This is a genomic window from Leptospira noguchii serovar Panama str. CZ214, assembly GCF_000306255.2.
Lineage (GTDB): Bacteria > Spirochaetota > Leptospiria > Leptospirales > Leptospiraceae > Leptospira > Leptospira noguchii.
The window spans coordinates 65,001-85,039 of sequence record NZ_AKWY02000015.1 but is presented as its reverse complement, the minus strand read 5'-3'; the positions used below and the strand labels follow the sequence as shown (position 1 = coordinate 85,039).

Below are 20,039 nucleotides of genomic sequence, written 5' to 3'. Positions count from 1 at the left end.
TTAAAACGCAACTAGTATTTTGTGTTCAGAAGACAGTATGTTTTGGATTTGCACAAGCAAATCGTGCAGAGACAAATCTATATTCGTAATTTAGAATACAGTTTGAAGAATTATACTGAAAATACTATTACTTTCCGAAAAAAGGAGAGAGCGTCTTCGCCGCTTACTGTCATCTAAATTGAATCCTAAGTAGACCGTCTCCGACCGGAAAAAGAGTATAAGCCAAATTGGAATTTTGAACCTCGTTCCAAAATTCTCTCACCGCCTTGTCCGAAGGAGCTTGTCTGGAAGGATCAAAAATTCTACCGTGCCAAAGAACATTATCGAACACAGCAGTATCTGGTTGTAGACGTTTCAGAATTCGAAAAATTTCAGGGTACAAAACCTTATCACAATCGACAAACACAAATTTGGCGGTCCAATTGGCATTTGGATTGCCGCAAATCTCTTTGAGATAATGAAGACAATGAACCTTTAAAAGATGAATATCTAAATTCTCAAAAGAATGTTTTTCTAAGTAGGACCGAACTTGAGCAATATAATTGATCTCTCTTTCCAAAGACACAATCTTAGAATTTACTTTTAAACCGGAAGCCATCCAAAAAAGGGAAATACCGTACCCAGTTCCTAATTCTAAAATTTCTTTTGGTTGTTCGTTCTCCACCAGAAAACGCAGAACCGCTCCAGAAGCAGGGGTTAAAACCGGAACGCCTAACTCGGCGGCTTCTCTTTCCATCTGAAATAAAATTTCAATCGGACGTGGAATCAAATCGGAATCGATCTTCTCTTCCAGACCGTTTAGAAAAATTGAGGTCCCGTATTTTCCGGGAGGACTTCCTTTACTCACGGCAAAAACGGATGAAATCTATGTCGTTCTTCTTTTGGAATTCTTTTGTCTAGAACTTCTCGGATATAAGAAATCGAATAACGTTTCGAAAAGTGAATGAGTACAATCTTTTCGTTTTTAAACGCAGAAAGATTCCCCAAAATTTCGTCCAGATGAGTATGTCCCCATTCCCTTGCCTGAGCCACGTTTCGCTCTTCGTCTATATAAGTACATTCAATAAATAGAATACTAGAATTTGCAACGTCTTCGTGTTCTAAAACGTATTCTATTTTTGTGTCCCCCGAAAAACTGATCACCGGAATTTCGCTCAACTCAGAAACCTCTCTTTTTTCCTTTAAAGCTTGGTTGAGTTCGTCTTGAGAAAGGGATTGAAATTCCTTTTTCAACTTTTTTCTTTTCTGATATAAAGTATATCCTTGAGAAGGAACCCTATGAAAAGTTTGATGAGGAGAAAAAAAATGATTTGAATCTAAATCAATCTTATCTCCAGGACTTACTGCACTGAGTTCGTATGCGTAAGTAAAATTTTCGATCTCAGAATAAAGATCTAAAATTTTTCGCATCGGCTCTTTTAAAGGAGCTGGAACAAAAATTTTAGGCGGTTTTAATTTCCTCAAAGATCTCTGAGATATGTAATACGGCAATCCGCAGGAATGATCTAGATGAGAATGAGTTAATAACAAGTTATCCAAATGAATCCTATTTGGATTCTGAGCCCCGATGTCAAACATCAAACTCAAAGAAGGAAGATACAAGGAAGTACGAATACCTCCCTCCGAAATCCCTTCGAATTGATACTGTTTATGTTGAAACTTACAGTACACTAAGGAATCCTTTCTTCCGGTGTAATGTGTTTTATGGATTCATTTAAACCTTTTGTAATGTTTTTTGGTCCGGTTAAAATTGTTTTAACAGAAGAACTTACGAAATATTTTTTTCCTACTCTTCTAAGATCGTCTAACGTAACTGCTTGAATCTTGTCTCGATATTTCTTTAAATAATCGTTTGGCATACCGTGTTCTTGAAATCGGAGAAAGTTATGCAATATTCCCATTTTATCCACAAACTGAAAGATAAACCGATTGACGATGGATTGTTTAGCGGATTCTAATTCCTTTTCGGAAATTTTAGAAATCGTTTCTTCACTTAGAATTTCACGCATCAGATCGTATACTTCCTTAGTCGTGGAAGTTTTTGTTTGAGTAGTAAAGTAAACCATTCCATAATCCCTTTCAAAATAAGTAGAACTCCCCGAAGAATAGGCAAGTCCTCTATCGGAACGGATCTTTTGCATTAAATAAGAACTAAAACCTCCTCCTCCAATGATATAATTCGCCAATTGAATCGCGTAAAAATCAGGATCTCTATGAGCTGGAAGAATTCCGGCCATCATCACTACACTTTGAGTCGCATCCTTATCCACGCCTAAAATTTGAAAGGATAGAGAGTCTAAATTTTTCTTTAAAATTTGTGTATTGATTTTTACAGAAGTTTCGTTACGAAAATTTTCTCTCGAAGGCAAAATGGAAGCGATCAAAGGTTCCGCTTCTTCTTTTTGCAAATCCCCCGTAAGCAAAACGATTCTTTTGGAAATAGAAACGGTTTTATCAAAGTATTCTTTAATGTCCTTCGAACTGATTCTTGCAAGAGAATCCAACTCGACACTTTTACCTAAAACGGTTCCTTTATAAACAAGTTCTGCGGTTTTACGATAAGCAATATCGGAAATCTTATCGTTTCTTCTTTTAATCGATTCTTCTAAATTGAGTTTTGCGACCGCAAAACCTTCTTCGTTTAACAACGGGGAGGTGATAAATTCACGGACCAACGGAACTACTTCTTTTTCGAATCTAGAAAGATAAGAAATTGTGAATATAATTTTTTCGGAATTTACGTCTGTGTCAATCTTGGCTCCGTAACCTTCTAAAGTTTCTATAAATTTACTTCCGGGCGCAGAAGGAACCCCTCCGTGTTTCCAAGCTTGAACAAAAAGTTCAGGAATCTCGGGAGGAAGATTCGGATTGTACAAAACTCCTGCATAGATATGAATTTCTAAATTTCTAAGAGGGAATTCTTCGCCCGGTAAAAAATAAACTTCTGTCCCCTTTCCAGCACTAAATACATTTACTTCCGGAAATTCAAAAGTGAGGGTAGGAATTTTTACGTCTTTTACAAAATCTCCCGGAGCGGCCTCTAAAAAAGAGCCTGTAAAAAACAAAAGTAAAACAAAATAATAGAATATTTTACTATAGTAATTCTTTACCTTTAAACCAATTTTTTTCAAATTACACCCGATCTGCAAATCGAAAGATTTTTTCTTGAGTAAGAATCTTTTATAAAAAAAATCATACGATCCGCCTGATAAAAAGTAGAGCCTATAATATAAATTGGGAAATGGGTTTTTACAATTTAAAAATCTAGATAAGATAGAATTATATTTTTCTAATAGTTCTAAATTGTACGTTCGATAAACCATAACGTCTTTCAAGTATTTCATCTTAGTTCCCGGCTCCTTTTGTTTCTTTTACGGGAGGGTTTAGTTCCGCGATCGTTCTGTTTTCAGATACAAAATATTTTTTTGCTACTCTTTGTACGTCTTCCGGAGTTACCGTATCCAATTCCTCATAACCTTTTAAAAGTTCTCTCCAATCTCCGTATAACAGCTGATAGAGGGAAAGAACGTCCGCAAGTTTTCCGTTGTCGTCCAAGGCGCGTAGGTATCCGCCTAAGATCTGATTTTTGATTCTAAATAATTCCTCTGAAGTAATCAGTTCTGTTTTTAACTTATCCAATTCTTCTTGGACTAGATTCTCCACTTTTTTCTGATCCGCGTTTTGATTGTTTGTAATGTAAATAGAAAATAGATTGGAAAGTCTGTCTCCGGGATCTCCGTTCCAACAATACACACCTTGTGCAATCTGTTCTTCTAAAACTAATTTTTTGTAAAGCCTACCCGATTCTCCTTCGGCAAACAAAGTATCGATCACACTAAAAACTGCGTCGTCAGGATGAGGAAAAGCAGGTTTATGAAAACCTATAATTTTAGAAGGAGTACTCGGATGAACCACGGAAACGAACTTAGATCCGTCAAATCCCGCCTGAGTTGTTTTCTTTAAAGGTTGAAGACTTCCTTTTTTTAAATCCCCAAAATAGTTACGTAAGATTTTTTCTGTCCTATCAAAATCCAAAGAACCTACAACCGCGATCACCATTCTTTGCGGATCATAGTAGTTCTTAAAAAACGTTTCCGTTTTTTCTAAATCCAAAAAACCTAAATTCTTTTCATAACCGATCACGGGCATTCGATACGGATGTCCTTCCGGAAACGCGGCGTCTAAATATTTTTCTCTTAAAACCCCAAGACCTCTGTTTTCGACGCGCATCCTTCTTTCTTCTAAAACCACGTCCCTTTCTGTATAATATTCTCTTAATATAGGATTTTTCAATCGATCCGATTCCAGCTTGGCCCAAATTTCCAAACGATTTGCAGGAAGAAGAATCTGATAGTTCGTGACGTCATTCGAAGTATATGCGTTAAACCCTACTCCCCCGTTTTTAGAATAGATATAATTGTCTTCATTAGAAATTACGAATTTACGATGTAGTTCTAAAAGAGAATAAAATCTTTTTTTTAAAGTTTCGATTTGATTTTTAAATTCGTCCGAAGGCTCTTCTCCTTTTTCCTTCATTTCCAGTTCTTTCAGTTTTAAGGTATCTAATCTTTTTCCCCAAACAGCGATCTGTTCTAAGTAAGGTTTTTCTTTTTCATAGTTTGTGGTTCCTATGTTTTTAGTTCCTTTAAAAAGCATATGTTCTAAGAGATGTGCCGTACCTGCGATCTCTGGAGTTTCGTCCGCAGAACCCACTAAAAATTTAGTATAAACGGCGATGGTGGGAGAATCTTCCCGTTTCATCATTAGAACTTTCAATCCGTTTTCCATTTGAAAAGTTTTAGTCTTTTCTTCTAAAGATTTCTTCAGACCGGAAAAAATCGTAGCGTCCGCATAAACGGAAACATTTGAAATACAAACGTAGATTCCTAAAATTGTAAGAACCTTACTGACCTTTTTGTAATGAAAAGTTTGAACTTTAAAACAAACGATGAAGAGTTTCAGAATCCCTAGTATAAAACACATAGCTACAGTCTTTCCTCTTTAAGGCCTGGTGTCCAGAAAGTTCCCGGAAAAATCCTGCTTCCTTTTCCAAAGGATTCAAATACGTTTGTCTCATGCGGCGAATTTATTTTTTATTTTTGTCGATTTCAATTTTAACCTTTCATTCAGTTTGTGTTCCCGCAGACCCGGAATACAGACAGAAAGTTCTTGAAAACATAAAAGACACTGGCTTTATCTCCAGAGAATTTTTTCAGATCTTAGTCAAGGTCCCTCTTCCCGCCAAAGACATGGGAATCAAAGAACTGAGAGATCAATGTAGAAAGATCGCAGAAACAAAACGAGATGAGATGGCGGTTTCAATTTTACTGAAAGAAATTCGTGGAAACGAACTCATCTTTAGTGGGCCGTTGCCTCCTGATTTAACGAGCAGTTTACCTCCTGCTCTTCCAGGTCAAATTACGACTACTACAGCCGTTCCTGGAAGTATCGCCGTATCTGGTAGCGCAGTTGGAACCAATCCGACCACAAACCCAAATCAAAGTACAAATCAAACTGCATCGACTACAAATACTACGACATCAATTCCAGACCCAAAAGCGGCTGAAAAAAACAAAGAAAAACAATTAAACCAAGACATTCTGGTTTATAGAGGCGCGTTCGCTTGGTTTTTAAACTCTATGTTTCTTTTTCGAGAAGACTATACAGACCCCACGAATTGTACTTTCATTTATAGAAATATTCAAAAAGATTTGTATGCGAACGTTATACGAAAGGGATTAAAACCAATCTCCAAAGAAGAAGTTCCGGAGGCGCCATGAAACCGATTCAAGTGTTTTCAATCATAACGTTGTTACTATCCATCTATCATTGTTCATCCTCTACTTCAACGGAAATGACAAACGAACGTCCTAAAAAAACTACTACAGTAATGGAAGAATCCAATGAAAGTTCAGGAGATGAATTTATCAAAGCCGCCGAGGGTTTTTTAAATTCAGATACGTTTCAAGTAGTAGTTTCTTCTTTAGAAGGAAACGCGGATGAGGCCCAAGACTTGGCTCGTAAAAGGGCACTCAATCTTCTCATTGCAGAAAAAGGAGATAAGTTTCGCCCTTCCGATAAATCGGTTCTCAAAGAACTGGTTGAATCCAAAGGACAGATCGTAAAATCTTCCGGTCCTATCCAAGGAAAGATCTACTTCTTATTTCAAATTAGTTCTCCCGGTTTGAAATCAAGTCTAAAACGTTAGTCTCTCTTTTGAGGAATATTTCACTTAACGTAAATTTAATACAAAAAGGTGGAGCAAATTCGAGATCGATCAACGGTTTCATCTTCTCGATCAAAAAAACGTAATTCATTTGTTGTTCTAATTTTAACGTGAACCCTGACGTAAAAAATCAGGGCGAATCCGGCTGCCATAAGCAGCCAGACCGGGCTCTCAGCTCTGGTCAATAAATTGTATGCAGGAAACGTTATACAACATATTGTCCTTAGTCTCAATTTAAAACGCGATCCGTAGAGAGCGTTTTGCTTTAGTTCATTCATCGATCCCTTTTGTGTTAAGTAACGTGAGTTCGACTGAGAAAGAATTTTCTAAAAGTATGAGTTCCTACATTCAAGATTTGTTCGTAAAATCGTGATTTGTGGTAGTTCCCACGTCATTTTACAAAAAAGCTTAAGTTTTGTGTGAGTTCCCACACTTGAATACAACAGATTCAAATATTATAAACTTCTTTTTTTTCGATTGCGGTAGTTTTCACATTTTAAGAATTAATCTATGAAGTTCAAATTCCGACTTCTTTCAGAAAAATGAATTATGATCGAAATCACGTTCCAAAATTCAGATAACCGCAAAAATAAAACAATCTTCTATCACACAATGAAAAATATTCTAAAACATTATTTATCTTAAAATATCTGTCAAAGAATATGAGTTGATCTCAAAATATAGTTTTTTTGAAAATCAGACCAAACTATTAAATTAAAAAACATAAAATACTTCGCACAAATCAGAATCGATTATCTCCAATTCAAAAATCTTTTAAAACCCAAATACATTCCTGGAAATTACTGAATTATTTCCACTTGCTGAATTTTTCCGGGAATGCATATATTCTTATCGAAGTTACAATAGTAGATCTTACCTTGAATTTCTAATTCTCCTTTACCGGTAACAATAAGAGAAATCGGGTCCACAGAAGCGAAATATTCTTTCTTCTTTTCTGAAATTTTTCCTTTTACTTTCAGATCCGCTTTTTCAACCTTTACTCCACTTCTAGGATTTAAAGTTATTTTATGAGGGGCGTCCTTCTGAACACCAAAATTGGCTGGATGAATAATTTTTAAAAGATACGCGTTACCAAAACTTTTTTCCAGTTTGAACTTTACGGGACTTTCTTCTTCGGCAAAAACCGCAACGAAACATACTAAAACACAAATGAGTAATAACTTTTTCATACTATTTTGACAGGATTCCTTGTGGTTTTGTTTATGAAAAGAATTCTTCATTTTACTGATCCCTCTAAAATTGAGGCCGTAAATTTTTACTATAAAGTCTTGTTTGAATACAAAATACTAGATACTTATTATATAACTATCGGCAACAAATTTAGGTTTATAACAAAAAGATCAATTTAAGAATTTCCGACATTCTTAAACGTACTTATGAGAAATTTCAATGATTAGAATTCCTAGCCTTCGTAAAGATAGAATCAATCTCTACCGAAAATCCATCTAACAGAACAGATGCGATTTTACCAGAACTTGCAGAAGAGAACAGAGTGAATCCAGATTTTCCATTACGATAAACTTCTACTGAACGTTCCATGGGATCTACGATCCAATATTCTAAAACTCCGTGTTTTTCATAGAGCTTCTTTTTAGTCTTTAAGTCGTGATAAGCGTTTCCTTCTGAAAGAATTTCTGCAATCCAATCGGGAGCACCTTCGATTCTTTTTTCTTGTATGATAAAACTACGAGCTTGAGAAATAAATAGAAGATCAGGTTGAACTACGTTATGCTCATCTAAATATACGTCGATAGGAGAAAAGAAAACCTCACCTAGTTTGTTACCTTCTAAGTAGTTGGAAAGTACATTGGAAAACTTAAGAACCACTCTTTGATGCTCCGGAATCGGGGCTGGAACTATAAATATTTCACCCTCCAAAAGCTCGGCCAGCGTTCCTTCTGAAAGTTTGACAAAATCTTTTTCTGTTTTTACGTCAGTAATCGACATATACTCACTCGGCTTTCAAACCACTCAGTTTTTATAATGGAACAAAGTTTGACAGATCTTTCTAAGTCTGTCAAGAAGAAGGTACTTAAATTCAGAACCATTCTAACTGCTTTAATATCAACCTTTTATATGTGTTATTTTATTAATCCCTATCCAATTTGAGTATCCTAAGTTTTATTGCAAAACATTGTTTCTGCGTCAAATATTGGTTATTTATTATATAAATCTGAGTAGACCATTAGCGATAGGATCGAGAAAACCTCTGCTAAAAACTTCAAAAGAAGAAAGATACAAATTGTAGAACTTCTAGAAATTGTAGACTGAAATATGTTCTTGGACTCATCAATGACGCAACTATTAATAAAATCGCCAAATGACCTCCGAATTGTGTGGAACGTTTTTTTATCCAATGTACGGATTGGACGTATTCCATCCGATCCTTTCGAAACTATTAGTTTAGCGTTAGATTTGAACGATTATCTTCTCAGATCCATTAGAAATTTCTAATCAATTGCCGAGATTTTCACAAAAATCATCATACTTGAATATTTGTGAACTTCCACTAGTTCATCATCAAATCTGAATAATCTTTAATTTTTTAGGACAAGTTCAAAATGAAAAACGCCTAAAATTAAATATAAGGTTAATCAAAAAATATAATATTCTTTCCTGATTATTTTATAAAGTAGCAAGGATTCATTTGGCTACGGAAATCGAAGTCACAGCATATATCCCAGGCAAAGGCATAATCTTTATGTTATTTGTAGTTCGTAAATTGAACGTCAAAAGGAAGATCCGCATTTTTCAAAAGATGAATTACTTCTTGAAGATCGTCCTTTTTCTTACCGGTAATTCGAACACACTCACCCATAATCGTAACGTTTACTTTCAGTTTGGATTCTTTAATGATACGAGTAACTTCCTTGGTTTGCTCTTTTTCCATTCCTTTACGAATTTTAACTTTCATCCGAACGGTTCCACCGGTAGCAGGTTCAATCTTAGATTTAAAATCAAAATTTTTCAGACCTAAACCGCGTTTTGCCATTTTAGAAACGAGAACATCGATTACACTTTCTAACTTCGCCTCGTTATCTGAGGTTAAAACGAGTTGTTCGTCTTCAAATTGAATGTCTGACTTGGAACCTTTAAAATCAAAACGATTTTTAATTTCTCCAAGGGCCTGAGTCACCGCATTGGTCAACTCAGGTCTACTAATTTCGGATACAACGTCAAAGGAAGGATCGCTCATACTCTTTCTCCGGTTAACATTTGTTTTGCTTCGTTTACTACGCCTGTAATTGCGGATTCAAGATTTTGTTTTTCCTTACCTCCGCCTTGTGCCATATCCGGCCTACCGCCACCTTTTCCACCTAACAAATCACAGGCGGTTTTGATTAAATTACCGCAGTGAATACCTTTTGCAGTTAGTTCGGAAGAACAAGTAATTACAACACTTGCGTTCTCAGAGTTTCTACTTCCTAAGATAACAAGAAGATTTTTTTCTCTGACTTTTAAATTATCAGAAAGACCTTTTAAAGAATTTGGATCTTTATCTTCAAAAATTGCTGAAACAATTTTACCGGCTCCGGTATCAATGGAAGAAGAAAAAACACGATCAATAACAGAAATGTTATTCTCGAAATCTCTTTCGGCCAAATTCTTCTTTATTTTCAAAAATAAAGAAGTGTTTTCTTCTATCTTTGTGGCAATGTCTTCGGAAAGATCTCGAAAAAACGAAACCGCAGATGCGCCTTCTTTCTCAAGTTTTTCTCGGATTTCATCTGGACCAGGTATGGAAGAAGTAATCAGAATTTTGGTTCCTTCTTCGCCTAACTCTGATTTAATTTTTAAGTTTAGATTTTGAGCGGATTCGGTAAGTTCCGCAAAACGATTTTGGAAGGTTTCAATCACCGCGGGCCCACAAACTCCTTCAATACGGCGATTTCCAGCTCCGGGAGAAGATTCTTTTTTAATAAAGAAATATCCGATCTCTCCAGTGTGACTAACGTGTGTTCCACCACAAAATTCTACAGATGCGCCTCCCATCTGAACGACTCGAACTCGTTCACCGTATTTTTCTCCGAAGGTCGCAACGGCTCCAATTTTTTTAGCGTCTTCGATAGGAAGTTCTTTGGTTTCAACGAGAAAATCCTTGCGGATCGATTCGTTAACCCAAGATTCAATTTTACGAATTTCTTCCGAAGTCAAAGCGGAAGGATGAGAAAAATCAAAACGAAGATATTCGGGAGAAACGATCGAACCTTTTTGTAAAACGTGATCACCTAAAAGAGTTCGAAGAGCACCATTTAAAAGATGAGTTCCGGAATGATGAAATTTAAGTCTTTCTCTACGAATCGTTTCCACCTCCGCTTCGAGTTCTTGAGAAACGGTAAACTCCCCACTTAAAACTTCTCCAAAATGGATAATACTATCGTTCTCTTTTTGAGTATCAAAAACTTTGAATACGTTTTTTCCCTGACGAAGAAAACCAGTGTCCCCTATCTGACCTCCTCCTTCTGGATAAAAAGGAGTTTTATTTAAAACAATGGCGCCGGTCTGACCTTCTTTTAGAGAGGAGGTTGGCTTACTATCATAAAATAAATGTGTAATATTCCCTTTTCCTGATATAGAAGAATATCCTAAAAATTCAGTTTTATCTACACTCAGACCGGTCATTAAGGAAACCTTATTGACTTTCCAGGACTCACGGGAGAATTGTCTGTCCTTTTCCAATTCTTCCTGGAATCCTACCTTATCAAAGTCCAAACCCTGCTCAGCCACAATTTCTTCGGTCATCTCCGCAGGAAAACCGTAAGTCCCGTAAAGTAAAAATGCATCCACTCCGGAAAAAATCGTTTTACCTCCGGTTTTCGTTTTTTGCACGAGAGATTCTATCTTTTCTAAACCAAGTTCAAGAGTTTTCAGAAAAAGTTCTTCTTCGGCGAGAATTGTCTTTGAAATCGCAGAGGCATTTTTTCCCAATTCCGGATAACGCGTCTTATAGATTTCAATCACTCTGTCTACAAGTTTGTAAAGAAACGGTTCTCTAAAATTTAATTTTCTGCCAAAAAGAGTCGCTCGACGGATCAAACGACGAATAACGTAACCTCTTCCAGTTCTGTCTGGATAAATTCCATCTCCAATTGAAAACAATACGGAACGGATATGGTCAGTCACCACCCTAAACGCGGTTTTCCTGCTATCTTGAATTTGTTTTGTTTCGTTTTGGACTTGTGATAAACCTTGTTGGTTATTCTTTTTTTTATCTGAGGTTTCGGATAACGCTTTTTCCTCGTAGGGAATACCAGACAATTCCTCGTAAAAGGAAATGATTTTACGGAGTTCATCCGTATCGTAAACGGAATCGACTCCTTGTAGTAGAAGAGCGACTCGTTCTAAACCGGAACCAGTGTCAATTCCAGTTTGTTTAAGAGGATGAAGGTTTCCTTCTGTGTCCTGATTGAATTGGTTGAAAACTATATTCCAAAATTCTAAAAAACGATCGCAGTCACAACCAGGTCGACAAGTTCCGCTGGTCGCACAATCCGGTCCGCCTTTTTCAATGCCACGATCTAGATAAAGTTCCGAACAAGGTCCACAAGCTCCGCTGTCTCCCGCAGGCCCCCAAAAATTATCCTTTTTTCCGAGGCGCGTTATGCGCTCTTTTGGAATTCCCTTTTCAAGCCAGATTTTTTCGGCTTCATCGTCGTCAGTATAAACCGTGACCCAAATTTTATCCTTGTCAAAACCCAGATGATTAACGGAACAATCCAGAGCGTATTCAATCGCTTCTTTTTTAAAATAATCTCCAAAACTAAAGTTTCCGAGCATTTCAAAAAAGGTACAATGACGTTCCGTTTTTCCGACCACTTCCAAGTCGGTAGTTCGTAAACATTTTTGGCAGGAAGTCGCCCTCGTATATGGAAGTTCTACTGCGCCCGTAAAAAGAGGCTTGAACTGAACCATTCCTGCCGTGGTAAAAAGTAAAGTCGGATCTCCTGCAGGTAGAAGGGACGAGGACGGAACAACGTTATGCGATTTGTTTTTGAAATAATTTAAAAAAATTTCCCGGATTTCTGATACGGATTTTGGTTTCATGATACCTCTAAAATCAAAAAATGCCTGAAGCTCTCGGACGAAAGAGATTCAGGCATTTTAAAAAAACGAAATGAAAAAGAAACTTAGCGTTTAGAAAACTGAGTTCCTCTTCTCGCTTTGTGCAGACCGTATTTCTTTCTTTCGACCATTCTTGGATCTCTAGTTAAAAATCCTTCTTTTTTAACCGCTGGACGGAACTCCGGTTTAATTCTGCAAATCGCTCTTGCAAGCGCGTGACGAATTGCTCCGACTTGGCCTGTAGTTCCTCCTCCAGTTACGTTCAGATTGAGATCATATTTATCTTGAACATTTAAAAGAGCAAGTGGACGAAGCGCTTCTTCGATAATTGCCTTCCGGTTTTGAAGATAATCTTTAATATCTTTTTGGTTTACGATAATCTTACCGGAACCTTCTTTAATTTTTGCGCGCGCCACAGAGGTTTTTCTTCTTCCTACGGCCCAAATTTCTTTTGCGGGTGCCATACCGATCTCCTTAAATGTCCAGTTTCACAGGTTTTTGGGCCTGTAGATTGTGCTCAGCACCCGAAAATATTTTACAATGGGTGAGCATTTTATCTCCGAGTTTGCTTTTAGGAAGCATCCCTTTTACGGCTTCGTAGATCACTTTTTCCGGTTGTTTTGCGATCAGATCCTTAAAGATTGTTTCGGTCATCCCACCCGGATAACGAGAGTGATGATAGTATTTCTTTTGAGTTTCTTTATTACCGGTTACTTTTACTTTGGAGGCATTAATAACAATGATATTGTCTCCACAATCTTGGTTAGGAGTAAAAGTCGCTTTGTGTTTTCCGCGAAGTCTTGCGGCAATTCCGGAAGCGAGTCTTCCCAAAGTTTTTCCTTCTGCATCCACTACAAACCAACCTTTTACGGCATTTTCTTTTGTAAGAGAAGGAGTTTTATGCACTTTTGATAATACTGACATGAAAAATCGTCCTGTAGAGGCCAGAATTTCGTTTTAACCTTCAAAGTCAAGAAAAAAGGACCAGAGCGCTTGAAAGAAGGAATTTTACAGACGGTATGGATCCTAATTTTGAGGATCGTCCTATTGTGCGGGCTAAGTAAATTGTGTAAAAACTGATCTAAAAATAAACAAAGGAAAAACCAAAATCTTTGTATAGAGATTAAATTCGATTTATAAATAGAAATTGAAACATTTCAGTAGAGTTGTTGAAAAATTAATTCTCCATCTTTCTGTTTTATGGAAACGGTAGATCGAAGTAGTTTTGTTAATTGCCAGCATGAAATTTTTAAACAACTTCATTCTATATTTTGAGTAAAATAAACTCTTTAATCAAACGTGAATTCGGTGTCAGAAAATCATGGGGAATAAATAACTCAATGCAACGAAACGTGAGTTCGATCATAATTCATTTTTCTGAAAAAAGTCGGAATTTGAACTTTACAGATCAATTCTTAAAATGTGGGAACTACTGCAATTTAAAAAATAGAAATTTATAATACTTGAATCTGTCACATTCAAGTGTGGGAACTCACACAAAACTTAGGTTTTTCTGTAAAATGACGTGAGAGTTTTCACAAATCCCGATTTTACGAACAAATCTTAATGTAGGAACTCATACTTTTAGAAAATTCTTTCTAGACGAATTCACGTTAAATATCACCCCGCAAAACAACCATAGGAGCGATGCGCTGAGTTTTAGTAGGCATTTTCACTGGACACTCCTAGGATTGTTCTGGGTGTTCACATAATTATGATTTTAAAATTGATTATACTGAAATTACATTAAACTATCTTTAACTAAGAGCCGGTCTCAAAACTGTTTGTAGAGAGAAAGGGTAATAATATCAATGTGAAATGGACAAATATTATTCAGAGATACCGGATGCACTTTGGAAACAAATAGCCCCATTAATCCCGAAAGAAAATGTAAATCCGAAAGGAGGTCGCAATCGAGTACCAACACGAGTAGTAATGTCAGGTATCATCTATCGAATGAAAACAGGCTGTCAGTGGCGTGCCATTCCGAATGAGTTTGGATCAGGCCAAACTTGTCACAGAAGATTTCAAGAATGGGAACGAGCAGGAGTATTCAAAAAGATTTATAAATCTATTTTAAAATATTATGATGTAAAGAATCAAATAGCATGGGACTGGGCTTCGATGGATTCGGCAATGGTTAAAGCTCCCAAAGGGGGAGCTTAACTGGGAAAAACCCTACAGACCGTGCCAAATTAGGTGTTAAACGGCATATTCTTACAGATGGAAATGGAATTCCTTTGGCAATTACATTGACTGGAGCTAACGTTCATGACAAACACGGTGTAAAAGATACGTTGAATTCAATCCTAATATTTTCCGGAAAAAGAAGAAAGAAGCCAAAACATATTTGTTTAGATAAAGGTTATGATTTCAAAGATATAGAAGTTTTAATCAAAAGAAGAAACATTCAATCTCATATTCGGAAAAAAGGTGAAAAGCCTCTCATCGGTAAATATAAAGGAAAACCTAGACGTTGGGTCGTTGAAAGAACTAACAGTTGGCACAATCGATTCAGGGCTATCCTAATTCGTTGGGAAAGAAAATCTGAAAATTATCTTGCATCTCTTTATCTCGCAAGCTCTATCATTGCTTTTAACTTTTTTGATAGGTAGTTTTGAGACCGGCTCTTAGCTATATTACTTGAATAAAGCATATATAGAAAAACGCATTCTACAAAACTTGATAGAAAAAATTAAATATCCACTCTTGATCGATTAAAAGGATCTTCCATCAAAGGAATACATGGAGATAAAAAAGGATCCTTTTCTAGAGTCAAATTGCCTCGCGCCAATTTCCAAACTACAAATTCATTTGAGTAATCAATTTCACCTTTATCATCTTCTTCATCATGAATATAAAGAAGCCCATAAGAACCGGGCATAATAACCGCGATCCCTTTAAAAATATCTATTACAAAAACCGATCTATGATTAAACAGGCCAGGCATAGTTAAACAAATCTGTCCGTTTTGACGTTGAATGTTTACAAAGTCTAGAGCTTTCCTATCGGGAATACAACGTAAATTAGAAATCCATTGTAAAAGTTTTTGAAGTGCAGCTTCTTCCAACGTTTCAGTATTATCATACGTATGATAATACAATACGGCCCAGCCATGAAATTCAAACATAAGAAATACATCCTAAAAAAGTTTTTATTTCATAATACAATTAAAAATTTTCTGTAATATAGTATAACGCGAATGGATAAAATTGTTTATAGATATGATTTTTTTAAAAGCTCTACTAATCATCTAAAGGAATTAACTTTTGAGAATATATATCTGATGAAACTAACTTAAAAAAATCATAAAATTCTGTATAACGATTGAGAACACTATTTTCTTTAAATAAACCAAAAAAAAGAAAAAGATGAGCAAATAATTTAAATCTTCTATCGTAATTGAATGTAACCGGTTGAGTAAGTGAATCTGATTCGATTGTAATTTCTGCCTTTCTGGCAAAAGAATTCCAAGTAGGAATCAGACCTAAAGTAGAAGCAGTCAGCAAGGTAGTAATCAATAAGGTTTTATCATCGGTATATTCTACTAATTGAATACGAATCACATTTTTGTATTTTTTTCGGAGAAGATCCACGTCGTCTATACCTTTAAAAGCAATCACAACGTTTTGAAAACAACGACACTGAGCAAAAGCACCAGCAAAATTCCTTTTAGCCATCGTACCGAACGTTGGATTTCGCAATCTCTGAAGTTGATCCTCGCCTAAACCAGAAATTTTTTCTTGATTTGCCAATTCAGGTTTCAGGTTACTTCGAAATTCTTCTATAATCACTAATGTTTCTTGCAATCTGGGAAGATGATTTCCGAGATCGATTTTAGGAGGGATCTCTTTTTCGGTAACAGTGAGACAATCTTGTAAAACTAAAACAAAGTATAGAAAAACAAAAAGAATTCTTATATTCAAAATGGTTGCATATAGAATAAGATTTCTCTTATTGCTGAAAAGGAGAATGAAGATGTCAAGTTTTTTAATACGAATAGCATTCATTGTATTTTTTGCATCTGTATCAAATTGTACAAGAGAAGTGATCCGAGTCTATAATCCAATAACTGAAAAGGATAAGAAATCATACGGGGTTGTGGCTTTTGGGCTTTATGCGTACAATCAAAATCACAAACATTTAATCAATCTATTTAGTAAAGATGTAGGAACGGTATTTGCCGAACTCGGAACCTATGGAGTTAAGTTTTCCGAAATTATATCAAAGGATGAAAAAACAAAAACTTTGAATGTAAGTCCATATCCAATCGAAGAACCTGCGATGGTGGAGAAAATAGAATCAACACAATACTTTGAAGGAAAGACAGGATACGTATCGCCGTTTTACTTATTGCTCTCGCTGGATCCAACAAAAGAATACGCAATCACAGGAGTAAATTATACGTATCAGATCAGCTGTGGACAGAGATGTCGAAGAACTGTAATACGAAATTTTCCGATTGATCCGGCCAAATCTTTTAATGTATTTCCGATTAAAACAAAAGCGGGAGAAATAACATTTGGGGGAATCTTAATGGGAAAAGTGACTAAAACCACTAAAGATGATCCGTATGGAATTATAGATGATACACCTGAGTTAAGTGAAATCTTTTCTGGAAATAAAGTATCCATAAATTTAGAATCCGGAGAGGATTATATCAAAGGAATGGATTCAAACTATTTAAGAAAATTATACTATGGCGGAGAAGCAAATATCAAGAACGCAGAAAAACTATTTTATGAAAATCTAATCAAAGCTTATCCAGAAGGATATTGGAAATCAATCGCTGAAAAAAAGAGAGCTGAATTAGATTAGCAATAAATCGACAAGAAAAACACAGCGGCGTTTTTTTAAAAGACCTAAGATTCGCCCAAAAACGGGTAGGCTCCCACAAATTAGCATCGTCTTGCAAATAGATAACTTTCATTTTCTATAATTAGAGTCAGAATAGTTTCTATATTTATAATAGAGTTGTTGAAGAATTAATTTTCTTTTGTTTTTTCATTAAAACAAATGGATAAAATTATTTGTAGATATAAATTTTTTCAACAACTATACTGAAATGCTAAATTATAGTTTAACGTGAATTCGACATAATGCAAAAGGGATGGATGCGAGGAAACTCAGCAGATCGCTCTCTATGGATCGCGTTCTATATTAAAACTAAAGAAGATTGTTATATAATGTTTCCTGCATTTAATTTATTTACCAGAGCTGAGAATCCGGTCTGGCAGCCGGATTCGCCCAAATTGTCTTAATAGAGTCGTTAAAAAATTCCATGAGTATAGATTAACAAAACTGTTTTAATAGACCGTTTTCATGAAATATAAATAGATAAAGAATTCATAAGCTCTAATATAAATCTCTGTTTATAAATAAAAACTTAAGTATTCCATTATATAGCTTCGAGTAGGATAAACTCTTTAACACAAATTCTTTGCAAAAGACTATTATTTACAATCTAATTTGAGTTTTGTGGAAATCGTAAGTTCAACTTCTGGCCAAAGTTTAGAGATCCCGTCTTTACCTTTATGTAGATCCATACAAACTTTGTTCAGAGAATTCACTGCAGCAAGAGCTTTAAAATCTCCTAGGTTTAAATTTGTTTTCGCATCTAATTGAGTTCCATTTTGTAGAGTGAAATTTAAATCGATTTTTTTTGTGGCACCGTTTAATGTAAGTTCTATAATTCCTTTTCCAGAAGTTTTGTCAGAATTCAATTCTACAGAAATCACCTTCCCTTTTATATTTCCGTTATTTTTCATTGGATAGAAAAATACAGACTTGATCTTTGCATCTCGATCATTGTTCCCTGAATTGACAGTATTCGGATCAATCGTAAATTTCATTCCTTTAAAAGCCTTTTCGAGAGAATTCCCAGCCGTAGTTCCGACCACTTCGATTTTATCAAAAGATCCGCCAACTCCGGTTTTTTCTGTAAACTTAAAAGCTTTCCAGCCAAACTTTGTATTCCCGTGATCATAAGAATAGGTGCATTTGTTTTTGTCGGCCTCTTGAGAAAATCCAGCGACAAAAGGAAGCAAGAACAAACAATAGAATAGAATGATTCGTTTCATAGTCTCTTAAACTGAATTGAAACCGAAGAAAGTCAAGGTTTTTGAAGGAAAATTTAATTTTGAAAGAATCGGAAGTCATCCGTATCCTTTATCCGTCTGGAATCGTTCAGACTGACGACTGTTATCTGGACGAAGAAGGTCGGATCTACACAACCGATACAATCTGTGAAGGAACCCATTTTAGGACCGAGTGGAGTGGCCCCAAAGAAATCGCTCAAAAACTCGTAGAAGTAAATGTCTCCGATATAGCGGCTGGAGGAGGAGTTCCTACCAAAGCTTTTTTAAACCTCGGTATTAGCATTCAGTGTTCTAAAGAAGAATGGATTCTTCCTTTTTCTACCTCATTGCAAGAATCCTTATCTTACTACAACATAGAACTTTGTGGCGGAGATACGTATCGTTCTTCTTCTCTCAATCTGACTCTTACTTTGATCGGTGTAACGACCAAACCTTGGAAACGTTCCGGAGGAAAAAATGGAGATTTTCTTTATCTCACAGGTTCGGTTGGCCTTTCTTTACTTGGATATAAAATATTAAACGAAGGTCTGTATGTTCCAGAACCACTTCAAAGCCTGGCCTTAGAAAAACACCTAACACCTAAAGCAAGATTAAGCGTTTCAAAAGAACTTTCAAAAAATTTTCCCGTTTCCTGTTGTATGGATTTGACCGACGGACTTTTATTGGACCTTCCAAAGTTAGCATCTTCTTCAAATCTAGGGTTAAAAATCAATTTAGAAAAAATTCCAATTTTTTCTAACACTTTCGCCTATTTAAGTTTAGGTGAAGTTCTATCCTCTGGAGAAGAACTAGAACTTATCTTTTTAAGTCCGGTTGAACTACCGGAAGTATTATGCGAAACTTCGATCACAAAAATTGGAAATACAACATTGGATTGGAAAGGTGTGAAGTTCTTCCAAGAAAACTCGGAAAAAATCTTTGAACATCTTGGATTCGAACATTTTTGAATCTGCAATTGAATATGAATTTAAAATATTCTTTAATCGTATTGAGAGAAAGAAAAATTCTTTTTGGGAAATTTTATTTTTTTCCAAGGAATCAATTTTCAAATAAAATTGAAAATCAACCTTCAAGTTTTTCCAGTGATTAACTTGAGTTCGATATAAAAAAATAAAAAAAGAATTTTCTAAAAATATGTACTCCTACAATTTAAAAATTTGTTTGTAAAATTTTTAAACATTTATTTTTTGTATGAGCCCTCACATTTTAGAAATCGATCTATAAAGTTCAAATCCAACTTCTTTCAGAAAAATGAATTGTGGATTTCTTCGCCGAACTCACGTTAAAAAATAAAAGTTTATAACAATTGAATCTGTAGTATTCAAGTGTGGGAACTACTGCAAATCACGGTTTTACGGATAAATCTAAAATTGTAAGAACTCACACTCATATTTTTAGAAAATTCTTTCACAGCCGAACTCACGTTAATTGCCTTTTGAAAAATAAAAAAGGAGAGGAAAACCTCTCCTTTACGATCTGAAATTAACTTCGATCTCCGAAGTCTATAAAACTTTTTCTTACCAGCGATAGTGGGAGAAAGCTTTGTTCGCTTCCGCCATTTTCCGAATATCTTCTTTCTTCTTGATAGCCGAACCGGTGCCTTTTTGAGCTTCGATAAACTCAGCCGCTAA

18 protein-coding genes and 1 pseudogene (1 of these 19 only partly in view) are annotated in these 20,039 nt (G+C 35.7%); 5 read left to right on the top strand and 14 right to left on the bottom strand.

The window, feature by feature from the left end; translation table 11 throughout:
- Window positions 1–169: 169 nt before the first annotated feature.
- Genes LEP1GSC059_RS06085 through LEP1GSC059_RS06070 form a run of 4 tightly spaced genes read right to left on the bottom strand, consistent with a single transcriptional unit; the run spans window position 170 to window position 4,983 of the window.
- Window positions 170–847, bottom strand: a complete 678-nt coding sequence (locus tag LEP1GSC059_RS06085) for an O-methyltransferase (protein WP_002176253.1) — start codon at window positions 845–847, stop codon at window positions 170–172.
- Window positions 844–1,671, bottom strand: a complete 828-nt coding sequence (locus tag LEP1GSC059_RS06080; protein WP_002176234.1) for an MBL fold metallo-hydrolase — start codon at window positions 1,669–1,671, stop codon at window positions 844–846. Before LEP1GSC059_RS06080 ends, LEP1GSC059_RS06085 begins: the two co-directional genes overlap by 4 nt.
- A complete protein-coding gene (locus tag LEP1GSC059_RS06075) occupies window positions 1,671–3,344 on the bottom strand; it encodes a M16 family metallopeptidase (protein ID WP_017214134.1) in 1,674 nt (557 codons plus the stop codon). The genes LEP1GSC059_RS06080 and LEP1GSC059_RS06075 overlap by 1 nt, the downstream gene beginning before the upstream one ends.
- Before the next feature lies 1 nt (window position 3,345).
- Window positions 3,346–4,983, bottom strand: coding sequence for a M16 family metallopeptidase (locus LEP1GSC059_RS06070; RefSeq protein WP_002176381.1), 1,638 nt, complete (start codon window positions 4,981–4,983; stop codon window positions 3,346–3,348).
- Between the two features lie 28 nt (window positions 4,984–5,011).
- Between LEP1GSC059_RS06070 and LEP1GSC059_RS06065 the strand changes: the two are divergent.
- Window positions 5,012–5,780, top strand: a pseudogene (locus LEP1GSC059_RS06065) (hypothetical protein).
- Window positions 5,777–6,208 (top strand): lipoprotein, encoded by a 432-nt coding sequence (locus LEP1GSC059_RS06060; RefSeq protein WP_017214132.1) that lies wholly within the window; start codon window positions 5,777–5,779, stop codon window positions 6,206–6,208. Before LEP1GSC059_RS06065 ends, LEP1GSC059_RS06060 begins: the two are co-directional and overlap by 4 nt.
- An 818-nt stretch (window positions 6,209–7,026) precedes the next feature.
- On the opposite strand, the gene mpl17 is transcribed toward LEP1GSC059_RS06060, so the two are convergent.
- From mpl17 to rplM, 6 genes are all read right to left on the bottom strand, one after another.
- Window positions 7,027–7,416: a cell surface protein MPL17 gene (gene mpl17, locus LEP1GSC059_RS06055; RefSeq protein ID WP_036057195.1), complete on the bottom strand. Its 390-nt coding sequence runs from the start codon at window positions 7,414–7,416 to the stop codon at window positions 7,027–7,029.
- A gap of 217 nt (window positions 7,417–7,633) precedes the next feature.
- Window positions 7,634–8,194, bottom strand: a complete 561-nt coding sequence (locus LEP1GSC059_RS06050; RefSeq protein ID WP_017214130.1) for a Uma2 family endonuclease — start codon at window positions 8,192–8,194, stop codon at window positions 7,634–7,636.
- A 757-nt stretch (window positions 8,195–8,951) separates the two neighbouring features.
- Window positions 8,952–9,443, bottom strand: coding sequence for a YajQ family cyclic di-GMP-binding protein (locus LEP1GSC059_RS06045; RefSeq protein ID WP_017214129.1), 492 nt, complete (start codon window positions 9,441–9,443; stop codon window positions 8,952–8,954).
- On the bottom strand, window positions 9,440–12,292 hold the full coding sequence (alaS, locus tag LEP1GSC059_RS06040; RefSeq protein ID WP_017214128.1) for an alanine--tRNA ligase: 2,853 nt from the start codon (window positions 12,290–12,292) through the stop codon (window positions 9,440–9,442). The genes LEP1GSC059_RS06045 and alaS overlap by 4 nt, the downstream gene beginning before the upstream one ends.
- Before the next feature lie 83 nt (window positions 12,293–12,375).
- Window positions 12,376–12,774: a 30S ribosomal protein S9 gene (gene rpsI, locus LEP1GSC059_RS06035; RefSeq protein WP_002176243.1), complete on the bottom strand. Its 399-nt coding sequence runs from the start codon at window positions 12,772–12,774 to the stop codon at window positions 12,376–12,378.
- 10 nt (window positions 12,775–12,784) lie between these two features.
- Entirely contained in the window at window positions 12,785–13,234 is a 450-nt protein-coding gene (rplM, locus tag LEP1GSC059_RS06030; protein ID WP_002176293.1) for a 50S ribosomal protein L13, read from the bottom strand.
- Window positions 13,235–14,149: 915 nt separating this feature from the next.
- Between rplM and LEP1GSC059_RS22865 the strand changes: the two genes are divergently transcribed.
- Window positions 14,150–14,925, top strand: a protein-coding gene (locus LEP1GSC059_RS22865; RefSeq protein WP_238323700.1) for an IS5 family transposase whose coding sequence is annotated in 2 segments (ribosomal slippage) — window positions 14,150–14,474 and window positions 14,474–14,925 — 777 coding nt in all. Because the reading frame shifts where the segments join, the coding sequence is not laid out codon by codon here.
- A gap of 80 nt (window positions 14,926–15,005) precedes the next feature.
- Here the strand turns inward: LEP1GSC059_RS22865 and LEP1GSC059_RS06010 are convergent.
- Window positions 15,006–15,440 carry an Imm7 family immunity protein gene (locus LEP1GSC059_RS06010; RefSeq protein ID WP_017214127.1) on the bottom strand — a complete coding sequence of 145 codons (435 nt, stop codon included), beginning with the start codon at window positions 15,438–15,440 and terminating at the stop codon, window positions 15,006–15,008.
- A 115-nt stretch (window positions 15,441–15,555) separates the two neighbouring features.
- Window positions 15,556–16,236 (bottom strand): hypothetical protein, encoded by a 681-nt coding sequence (locus tag LEP1GSC059_RS06005; protein ID WP_020980453.1) that lies wholly within the window; start codon window positions 16,234–16,236, stop codon window positions 15,556–15,558.
- Window positions 16,237–16,288: 52 nt separating this feature from the next.
- On the opposite strand from LEP1GSC059_RS06005, the gene lp30 reads away from it, so the two are divergent.
- The gene (gene lp30, locus LEP1GSC059_RS06000; protein ID WP_017214126.1) at window positions 16,289–17,128 is read left to right on the top strand and encodes a plasminogen-binding receptor Lp30; all 840 of its coding nucleotides are present in this window, start codon (window positions 16,289–16,291) and stop codon (window positions 17,126–17,128) included.
- Between the two features lie 635 nt (window positions 17,129–17,763).
- Here the strand turns inward: lp30 and LEP1GSC059_RS05995 are convergent.
- Entirely contained in the window at window positions 17,764–18,390 is a 627-nt protein-coding gene (locus LEP1GSC059_RS05995; RefSeq protein ID WP_020980462.1) for a YceI family protein, read from the bottom strand.
- Window positions 18,391–18,431: 41 nt separating this feature from the next.
- On the opposite strand from LEP1GSC059_RS05995, the gene thiL reads away from it, so the two are divergent.
- Window positions 18,432–19,355: a thiamine-phosphate kinase gene (thiL, locus tag LEP1GSC059_RS05990; RefSeq protein WP_002176332.1), complete on the top strand. Its 924-nt coding sequence runs from the start codon at window positions 18,432–18,434 to the stop codon at window positions 19,353–19,355.
- A 570-nt stretch (window positions 19,356–19,925) separates the two neighbouring features.
- Here the strand turns inward: thiL and rpsG are convergent.
- Window positions 19,926–20,039: the end of a 30S ribosomal protein S7 gene (gene rpsG, locus LEP1GSC059_RS05985; protein ID WP_002150375.1), read on the bottom strand. The gene runs 360 nt beyond the window's last position; 114 of the gene's 474 nt are visible here — the last part of the coding sequence; its start codon lies beyond the right edge, outside the window; it ends in the stop codon at window positions 19,926–19,928.

Excerpts from the sequence above, each read along its gene's own strand:
- rplM (WP_002176293.1), bottom strand. The coding sequence starts at position 13,234 with ATGTCAGTATTATCAAAAGTGCATAAAACTCCTTCTCTTACAAAAGAA.
- LEP1GSC059_RS06010 (WP_017214127.1), bottom strand. The coding sequence starts at position 15,440 with ATGTTTGAATTTCATGGCTGGGCCGTATTGTATTATCATACGTATGAT.
- LEP1GSC059_RS05995 (WP_020980462.1), bottom strand. The coding sequence starts at position 18,390 with ATGAAACGAATCATTCTATTCTATTGTTTGTTCTTGCTTCCTTTTGTC.
- LEP1GSC059_RS06070 (WP_002176381.1), bottom strand. The coding sequence starts at position 4,983 with ATGTGTTTTATACTAGGGATTCTGAAACTCTTCATCGTTTGTTTTAAA.
- alaS (WP_017214128.1), bottom strand. The coding sequence starts at position 12,292 with ATGAAACCAAAATCCGTATCAGAAATCCGGGAAATTTTTTTAAATTAT.
- rpsI (WP_002176243.1), bottom strand. The coding sequence starts at position 12,774 with ATGGCACCCGCAAAAGAAATTTGGGCCGTAGGAAGAAGAAAAACCTCT.
- LEP1GSC059_RS06045 (WP_017214129.1), bottom strand. The coding sequence starts at position 9,443 with ATGAGCGATCCTTCCTTTGACGTTGTATCCGAAATTAGTAGACCTGAG.
- lp30 (WP_017214126.1), top strand. The coding sequence starts at position 16,289 with ATGTCAAGTTTTTTAATACGAATAGCATTCATTGTATTTTTTGCATCT.
- LEP1GSC059_RS06060 (WP_017214132.1), top strand. The coding sequence starts at position 5,777 with ATGAAACCGATTCAAGTGTTTTCAATCATAACGTTGTTACTATCCATC.
- LEP1GSC059_RS06050 (WP_017214130.1), bottom strand. The coding sequence starts at position 8,194 with ATGTCGATTACTGACGTAAAAACAGAAAAAGATTTTGTCAAACTTTCA.
- LEP1GSC059_RS06075 (WP_017214134.1), bottom strand. The coding sequence starts at position 3,344 with ATGAAATACTTGAAAGACGTTATGGTTTATCGAACGTACAATTTAGAA.
- mpl17 (WP_036057195.1), bottom strand. The coding sequence starts at position 7,416 with ATGAAAAAGTTATTACTCATTTGTGTTTTAGTATGTTTCGTTGCGGTT.